We start from the raw sequence: 7,924 nt of genomic DNA, 5'->3' as shown, positions 1-7,924 counted from the left end.
CCTACGTATCCGACCTTACTTGGAGCTGTTCAGATGGATGATACCGGAACTACTAGGATAGGTAAATATATATTCAACCACTCCTTTTTCCTACCAGGTGTTTTAGCTATAGCGTTTTCAGTAGCGCTCGGCTTTCTAATAGCACCGATTTTATTGTAAAATTTAGCCGAGACTCGCTCTCGGCTTTATTAATTCGCTTAAGACTTAAACACTAATATTGAAATTTACCTAAAAGCAATGACGCAAATATCCCATCCAGAGTATCTACTTAAACTTAAATTTTGTTGATAAGTAAAGTCTCGCATAGACCAAATTTTATCCCTCTTGTCACTCCAATATGGCTAAGGTCAAAATCTACTTATAAATTTAAATGAAATCTCGCAAATAAAATTTATGTAAAAAATTTAATTCTGATAAAATTTTACGATTACAAAACTAATCGCATTTCGTATATAAATTTTAGATCCTTTATAATATAAGTATCTGAATAGTAAATTTAAATTTCAGCCAAAAAACATATAATGTAAGAAATTCAAAACAAGGAGAAAATATGAAAAACCTAATCATCATCGCTCATCCCGATATGGCAAGCTCACACGCAAACAAGGCGTGGCGCGAGGTAGCCAAAAAGCAAGCGGATAAATTTGATATTCACGAAATTTACGCTGCTTATCCGAACGGCGAAATAAACGTAGCGCGCGAGCAGGAGTCACTTTTAAGCCACGATAAAATTATCATTCAGTTTCCACTTTATTGGTACAGCTATCCGCCGCTTTTAAAGCAATGGTTCGACGATGTATTCGCCTACGGCTGGGCTTACGGCAGCACCGGCGGCAAGCTGAAAGGTAAAGAATTCGCCCTAGCGATCACTATCGGCGACGAGCGAAACAACTATAAAAAAGACGGCACGATCGGATTTAACATAGAGGAAGTTATCACGCCTTTTAAATGCGCGATGAATTTTACAGGCGCCAAGCTACTGCCGTGCCACTTTGGCTATGGATTTTCATTTCATCCAGATAGCGAATATATCGCAAAAAGTGCAGAAAAATACGAAGAATTTTTAGCAAAATTTTAAAATTTACAAAGGCAAAATCGCTTTTTTAGTCGCAAAATTTTATTTTAAAAAGTGGCGGATGAAGATCGTCTCGTTTCATCCGCACTGCTTGGCACGCTTCCTGGATCGCTATTTTTGCGTTGCACACGCAGCCTGCTGACGTAATCCCACGCCCTTTTGATCGTAAATCTTACTCCACCTCCCTAATGGGGCAAAATTTACGTTAAAATTTATACGAAATTGCCGTATGAAGTATGCTTTAGTACAGCCATATAAAAATCAGTGAGCATAAAATTTTACCTAAAAATTTGCACCCGCTCGCAATAATACTCGTCTTAAATTTCCACAAGGCGCTAAAAAACTATGTATGTCCCGTCATAGCTACTGCTTCAAACTCTCCGTTAAAATTATATTAAACTCGTAAAGTCGCGCGTTCACTATACGTTACCGGGCTTGTATTGCACTCACCAAGCTCATCCTCATCAATCTAAAACAGCATTAATCATATTGCTAGAAAGCGTGTCAGCTGGCAGGTATAAAGAGAACTACCGCGAAAGTGGTGCAAAATACGATACCTCCGCGCCAAGCTGCTTAGCGCTTGCTGCTCTGCGCGCGCAAACCCAAGATCCAAAAAGAGATTTAAAGTAAAGTAGCGCCTGCCACCCTACGCGCGTGCAAACAGCTCAAAGCTGCCAAAAGTTTGCGCTCACTTCGCCACTGAGCGCAATTTATCTATTGCACAGTTATTAATGCTTTCAGATTTCAACCTGTTCGCTTTTACTTTCCGTCTTTTAAATGCCTGCGCGCAGCTAGCTGCAAAGACGTATTTGCTGGATATGCCTTGTAGCTCGCCCTCATGACCTAGATAAAAATCCGTCGTAATTTATGCGGATATTTGAAGCAGGATCGTTTGGATACGATCTTTCATATGAAGCCCAAAAACGCTATGCCGATACAGATGCTCGCGCCATTTTTTTCGCTCTGCGCGCGCTGCCTAACGTCGCTGCAGTCACAATTTTCTCTGATACGACATTTAAATACAACCTATCGCCAAAAACTACCGAAAAGCTTTTAGCCTTGTTTTTCTGCTTTAGAATTTAGTCTCAATCAGTTCTTTGCCAATAAACTGACAGAATTTCCATGCTTTGATATAACCCATCCACGCGGAATTTAGCTAAATTTATTTGGATTCTTAAAAACGTGCCAACTTTTCTATCGCGTCTTATTTCGGATAACAGCAAAATTCTACCGCCACACTGTAAAGAGTTAGATTCTATCAGGTAGATTTATTAAAAATTTTAAGAGCAGCAAAAGCGGTAATGGATGGTTAATGCTTTTCTATATGGATACCGCCGCCATTAAAATTTTAATCAAAAGATATCCATTAAATTTACGCTCTTTAAATTAGCCAGTAAAAGCTTAAATTCAAGGTTTCCTACGAAAGCAAGCCCCGCAATACTTCATTAAACGGCGCAAAAAAGCCGCTTTAAATTTCACTCTGCGACGCGATTTACCCAGATCAAAAACTCATCGCTCGGGTTCTCGTCGTCCAGATGTGCAGGCGTGACGAACTCAAGCGCGGTTTGCGGGATCGTCGTTTTAAACGCGTCCTTAAGCCACTGCTGAAATTTTACGTTTGGATGCACGATAAAATCATCCTCCTCGCTGTTTGGCGGCGCGCTAAAATCCTCATCCCAGCAGATCTCATCGTATCCGATCGCAAGCAATCGCAAAAAATCAAGCCCGCTATGAGCCAAAACGCAGGTCATGCTCGAGCCCGAGCCGGAGCCCATGTGCACGATCTTCGTCTCGCCCGCATCGTCCAGCCACAGCGCGCACATCGAGCCCTCCGAGCCGCTGCCTGCGAATACGCAAAGCCTCTGCTTGATCTCCGCGGCAAGCTCGCGATCCTCGCCGTAAAACCAATACCTTAGCTCCTCGTCGCGATTTTTCGGCTCATCCGTGAAAAATACGATATCCGTGCCGCCCTCGCGCTCATCGTCGCTCCAGCTCTGCTGCAGCCGATCCTGCGGGTAGAGATAGCCGCGTCTGCGACCGCCCGCGTCGTCATAAAAGCCGTTTGCTTCGATCCACGCATAAAGCGCCTCAAGTTCGCTCGGCACGCGCATGCCCTGCGGTAGCGCCTCTCGCAGCTGCACCAGTAATAAATTTTCCACGATCGCTTCTTTTTCTAAATTTGCCGCTCAAATTTTACTCCGTTTTGGCTAAATTTACGGATATTTTTCTAATATCTGCGGCGTTTTACGCGCCTCGTCGCCGCAAGTGCAAATCGGGCTTTAAAATTTAGCCAATTTTCGTTGCGATACGCACGCAGCGGCGTGAGCGCATATTTGAAAAAATTATGAGAATTTCCAGTAGAAAAATGCGTAAAATTTTACGACCTAAATTTTACTATTTTAAGGCCTCTTTGTTTTTTTCAGAAATTTATGGTTTTAAATTTAGCTCGCCGCAAAGAGTAAAATTTTAGCGATATCTATAAATTTAAAATTTCTCGCGCCTTTTGTTTGCACGCCTCAAATTTTTGCTCAAACTCCGCGTGTCTTTTCAGCTCGTTTTTCGCCCCTATTTTGGCGTATCCCGAGCCTCGCCCCAGAAAATATACATAGCTCGTATTCTAAAATTTCGTTATAAACGGCATTTTGTCATTATTAAATTTACAAATTTTGCCGCCGTCTGATAGGACGAGCGAAATTTCGTCTAAATTCCTAGCTCGGCTCTTACGAGCGCTTCGTTTTGCGGCGTCAAAAAGCCCGCGATATCCTGCCACATCGAGTGAAAGCCGTATCCGCCGTCTATCATCTCGCTGCGTGCGGCGTCCAGGCTCCAGCCCTGATAGATCACACGGTACATCGCCACCACAAGGCCCGTGCGATCGGCTCCATGATAGCAGTGCACGAGCACGGCGCCCTCTTTTTGGCGCTCGCGAATGGTGCGCAAGACGTCTGCGATCTGTGCGGGCTTTATCTCCCAGCTTTGAAGCGGCTTGTTCGCGAGCCAAAATTGATCCCCAAACGCCCTTCTGTCGCCGCCTCTGCTAAAATGGCGCAGATTTACGATGCTTTTGATGCCAAGCTCGTGCAGCTTTGCGGCGTCGCTTCCATCAAGCTGAGCGCTGCGAAACAGCAGCTCGTCCACGTGGTAGAAATTTTTCGCTTCGTCGATGAGGGTCGCTTTTTGCGATGAGTTTGAGTTTGTACCGCGCGCTGCTGTATCTGCGTTTTGAAAATGCGCGTTTTGAAATTTGGCGTCTTTTGCGTCCGCGAAATTTTGCTCCGCACTGCTCGTTTTTCTAAAATTTATGGAATTCGCTTCTGTCGCGAGCTCTGCATTTACGCTCGTCGCAAAGAAAAATGCGGCCGCTAGCGCAAGGGTTTTAAATTTCAAATTTCATCCTTTAAATTTGGCTAAATTTTATGATTTTTGTAAAATTTGACGCCAGACGGGTCAAAATGCAAAATGGCAAGCACGCCTGAATTTAACGAAAAATTTGAGCGTCAAGCCCGCCCAGATCGCCGCCAAATTTTACTGCAAGCCCGCAAGCCACGCCGCAAAAATTAAAATTTCGTTTTAAAATTTCCCCGTTCCCGCCCTCGGTATCGCTAGATCAGTACGCGGTAGTTACATTGCGTAGTTACATTGCCCTTGTAAATTTACTGAAAATAAATCGTAAAAGGGGTGCGCCGTTTCCGCGAGCGCTGCCATAAATTTTGTACTCGCTTCTTGCGATACTTACCCGAAATTTTATTTTTCGCGAAATCCTTTCAAATTTCGCCGCTAAATTTGACGCTTTAGTCGATCAGATCGGTCTGCCAGTTCGCGCTTTGCAGCGTCGTATCAAGCTGTCTGATCTGCCTAGCTAGCTCGTCCACCTGCTTTTGCAGCGCCGCGACGTCGACCGTGCTTAAAATTTTAATCTCGCTGCGCGAATAAACATCCACTTTTTGCGCAGAAGCTTGCGCGAAAGCTCGCAGCGCTCCCGCTTTTAGCGTGAGTACGTCGCGCTTGGCGATTAGCTCGGTTAAGCTCTTGCCATCCGCTTTTGCGGTGCAGTTGGTTAAATTTATCCGAACGATTAGCCGCTCAAGCTCGCCGCTTAGCGCGTCTAGCTCGGCTAGTAGCGCCTTTGGCTCTTCACTGGGTTTCTCGCCCTCTTGCACCTTTGCGTTATCCGCGAGCCTTGATTTTAGCTGCTCGATGCGTTTTTGTATGTCGGCGCGCAGTATCAGCGCCTCGGCTAGTTTCATTTTCGTCCTTTTTAAAATTTATTTGCCGCCGCCAAGCTGCCTATCCTGGCCGTAGTGCGGTGAATACGGGCCGTAGAGCAAGCATTTGTTGCAGTTTTGGCCCAGCAGCATCGCATCTGCGCTCGCGGAGAGCTTGTATCCCGCGTCGGAGACGGTATCGCCGATCTGTTTGATGACCGCGGAGATCAGCATGCCTACAAGATCGCTACTGCCTCTGCTTGAGTCGTCGCTTACCTGCGCCGAGCCCTCCCAGAGCGTCGCACCGCTTCGCAGATCCACGAGCTTGGCATTGACCGCCACGACGCTTACGCTATTTAGCAACATATACGAAGTGCCGTATTTGACGACATCCATATATAGCACGGCGTCTGCGCCAAAAATTTGTCTTAGCTTGTGCGCGGAGACGTTTTGGATCTCGCTCGCCTCGTAAATTCCGTTATTTTTGAAGGTCTCATGCACGAGCGCAGGCGAAAATACATAATAGCCCGCCTCGCTTAGCGGATAGATCGCGTTGGCAAGCACGGCAGCACCTGCATCCACTTCGGTTGTTTCGTTGCTCGGCATCAGCACCAAAATCGATCGCGGCTTAGCCTGCTGAAGCGCCGAGTAGTCGTAAATTTCAGGCTCGCTTAGAGCGCACGCGTTAAAAAACAGCGCCACGAATACGCTAAAAATCGCTATTTGAGCTTTATTTTTCATTTTTTAGCCTTTTTATTCGTTTTACCGCCCTGCTTTGCGGCAGCTTTGCCTTGCTTTGCAGAGGCCGTTTTGGCGGCTTCGCGCCCGCTTGATCCTTGAGCTTTATCGGCGCCCGGCTTGGCCGCAGCCTCAGCTTTTTTAAGCGCGGCGGGGTTTGTAATGAAGGTTAAAAACGGCTTTGATTCAGGGAAGGCCTGAGCTTCTTTCTCGAAATTCTCCCTCGCCCTCGCGCCGTTGCCCGCGCTTAGATACAAAAGCCCCAGATGCGAATAAAGCCCAGGCGGGACTTTGAGCCCCTTTTCATATGCCTTTTGGATAGATTTTTCAAGCGCTTCGATCTGTTCGCCTACATCGCCTTCCTGCTTTAGATACTGATAGGTCGAGTCCGTGTAGCTGCCGTCCCAGTAATAAATTTGATTCCGCGTCCCGCCGCCGCAGCCGCAAAAGATCACGGCCGCAGCAGCAAGAGCAAAAACGCTACCTGCTTTCAAATTTTATCCTTATCTCACTTTAAACGCGCCGTTTTCAAGGCCGTTTACGAGATTATTGACAGCTTCGATGATCGCTAGGCTTAACACCTTGCCGTTTAGCGTCGAATCATAGCCCGCAGTGCCGCCGAAACCTAGCACTTCGCGGTTTGATAGCTCGTATTCGCCCGCGCCCTGAGTCGAAAAGACCACCTCGGATGTTCTAACGTCAACGATGTTTAAATTTACTTTAGAATACGCGGTTTGGGTCTTTCCTTTACCCAAAATTCCAAACAGCTGATGATCTCCGGTCGTCTTGCGGCCAAACTCAGTCACGTCGCCGGTGATAACGTATCTGGCGCCTTTTAAGCTTTGTGCGCTTTTGGAGATTGCGCTTTCCTCTTTGATGGCGCGCATATTTGTGCGGTCAAGCACCGAGAAGCGTCCCGTTTGCTGTAAGCTTGAGATCAAAATTGTCTGCGCTTGGTTGCCCAGTCTGTCCTCCCCGTCGGAGAACACCCCGTTGTTGTAAGAGGACTGGTTGTTAAAGCGTCCTACCGACACGGCGATCCGCTCGCCCGAGTAATTGGTATTTAGACTCGCTACCGTAGGGGTTTGCACTACGCGAGAGCTCTCTTTCGCGCATCCGCTAAATAGCGCTAGCACCGAAGCCGCAATAAAGGCAACCGATATGGTTTTTTTGAAATTCATTCTTTACTCCTTAAGAAAAATTTTCCGTATGATAGCAAGAAATTCTTAAAAAAACGGATACGATTTGTTTCAAATTTAATTAATTTGCCTTAAAATACGCCATGTCAAAATCGCGGAAATTTGATAAAGATCGCGCGAACGGCGGCGTCACTTTAAAGTAAGCAAATTTTAAAAGAGGCTTGCCGATGCGAAGCCGCTTTTAAAAAGCTTATAAAAAACCGCGCGCAGCTCTGCCTCAATTTAAATTAAACTCATCCGGTTGCGCTGAAATTTAGGGAAGTTTAAACGATATGTTTTTAAAATTAAACTTATATTTTTGCAAGGTGAAGCGCGTGTACTAAAGCTCTGCGAAATTTCAATTTTTTCAATGAGGCAGCCCGGATCGATCTTAAAAACGATAAAAGTTCAAATTTGAAAGGATCCATATGTTAAAAAGCTACTTTAAAAATTTAGGCGCAGATTTGCGCGCGGGCAAGCCGCTACTACATCCAATTCTGGTGACGGCGGCATTCTTGGCAGTACGCCAGATTTGCTACTATATAATTTTTCATTTTATTTTCGATCGCTGGTATGGCTGGGATTTCATAGGAAAAGGGATATTCGTATTTATGCTTGAGTTTACGTGCAGCGCCTATTTTATCACTCTATGCACACATTTTTTGCTCGTGCGAAAGATCAGATACTCTTTTGCGCTTATATGGGCGGCACTTGCCATTTTGCTCGTG

The 7,924-nt window shown here is 45.7% G+C and carries 8 protein-coding genes and 1 pseudogene; 3 read left to right on the top strand and 6 right to left on the bottom strand.

The features are described from left to right. Nucleotides 1–159, top strand: a pseudogene (locus Q0095_RS08550) (C4-dicarboxylate ABC transporter); the annotation flags it as partial. Between the two features lie 391 nt (nt 160–550). Continuing rightward, a complete protein-coding gene (locus Q0095_RS08545) occupies nt 551–1,078 on the top strand; it encodes an NAD(P)H-dependent oxidoreductase (protein WP_297883126.1) in 528 nt (175 codons plus the stop codon). A gap of 1,472 nt (nt 1,079–2,550) precedes the next feature. Here the strand turns inward: Q0095_RS08545 and Q0095_RS08540 are convergent. From Q0095_RS08540 to Q0095_RS08515, 6 genes are all read right to left on the bottom strand, one after another. After that, a complete protein-coding gene (locus Q0095_RS08540; RefSeq protein WP_297883125.1) occupies nt 2,551–3,234 on the bottom strand; it encodes an SMI1/KNR4 family protein in 684 nt (227 codons plus the stop codon). A gap of 541 nt (nt 3,235–3,775) precedes the next feature. Then, nucleotides 3,776–4,462 (bottom strand): tyrosine-protein phosphatase, encoded by a 687-nt coding sequence (locus Q0095_RS08535; protein ID WP_297883124.1) that lies wholly within the window; start codon nt 4,460–4,462, stop codon nt 3,776–3,778. A 404-nt stretch (nt 4,463–4,866) separates the two neighbouring features. Beyond that, nucleotides 4,867–5,322 carry a DIP1984 family protein gene (locus Q0095_RS08530; RefSeq protein WP_297883123.1) on the bottom strand — a complete coding sequence of 152 codons (456 nt, stop codon included), beginning with the start codon at nt 5,320–5,322 and terminating at the stop codon, nt 4,867–4,869. Between the two features lie 18 nt (nt 5,323–5,340). Continuing rightward, on the bottom strand, nt 5,341–6,021 hold the full coding sequence (locus Q0095_RS08525; RefSeq protein ID WP_297883122.1) for a DUF799 domain-containing protein: 681 nt from the start codon (nt 6,019–6,021) through the stop codon (nt 5,341–5,343). Beyond that, on the bottom strand, nt 6,018–6,512 hold the full coding sequence (locus Q0095_RS08520; RefSeq protein ID WP_297883121.1) for a DUF4810 domain-containing protein: 495 nt from the start codon (nt 6,510–6,512) through the stop codon (nt 6,018–6,020). The genes Q0095_RS08525 and Q0095_RS08520 overlap by 4 nt, the downstream gene beginning before the upstream one ends. A 9-nt stretch (nt 6,513–6,521) precedes the next feature. Then, nucleotides 6,522–7,199, bottom strand: a complete 678-nt coding sequence (locus Q0095_RS08515) for a CsgG/HfaB family protein (RefSeq protein WP_297883120.1) — start codon at nt 7,197–7,199, stop codon at nt 6,522–6,524. A 425-nt stretch (nt 7,200–7,624) separates the two neighbouring features. Here Q0095_RS08515 and Q0095_RS08510 point away from each other — a divergent pair. Continuing rightward, nucleotides 7,625–7,924, top strand: a 300-nt coding sequence (locus tag Q0095_RS08510; RefSeq protein WP_297883119.1) for a hypothetical protein, incomplete at its 3' end; no start/stop codon positions are given.

The sequence above is a fragment of the uncultured Campylobacter sp. genome, assembly GCF_938045535.1.
In the GTDB taxonomy this organism is placed as follows: Bacteria; Campylobacterota; Campylobacteria; order Campylobacterales; family Campylobacteraceae; genus Campylobacter_B.
Note: the sequence above shows the minus strand (reverse complement) of the source record. Positions and strands in the feature narration are given on the sequence as shown.

What these genes read in the sequence shown, in the direction of transcription:
- Q0095_RS08515 (WP_297883120.1), bottom strand. Translation starts at nt 7,199, where the DNA reads ATGAATTTCAAAAAAACCATATCGGTTGCCTTTATTGCGGCTTCGGTG.
- Q0095_RS08525 (WP_297883122.1), bottom strand. Translation starts at nt 6,021, where the DNA reads ATGAAAAATAAAGCTCAAATAGCGATTTTTAGCGTATTCGTGGCGCTG.
- Q0095_RS08545 (WP_297883126.1), top strand. Translation starts at nt 551, where the DNA reads ATGAAAAACCTAATCATCATCGCTCATCCCGATATGGCAAGCTCACAC.
- Q0095_RS08530 (WP_297883123.1), bottom strand. Translation starts at nt 5,322, where the DNA reads ATGAAACTAGCCGAGGCGCTGATACTGCGCGCCGACATACAAAAACGC.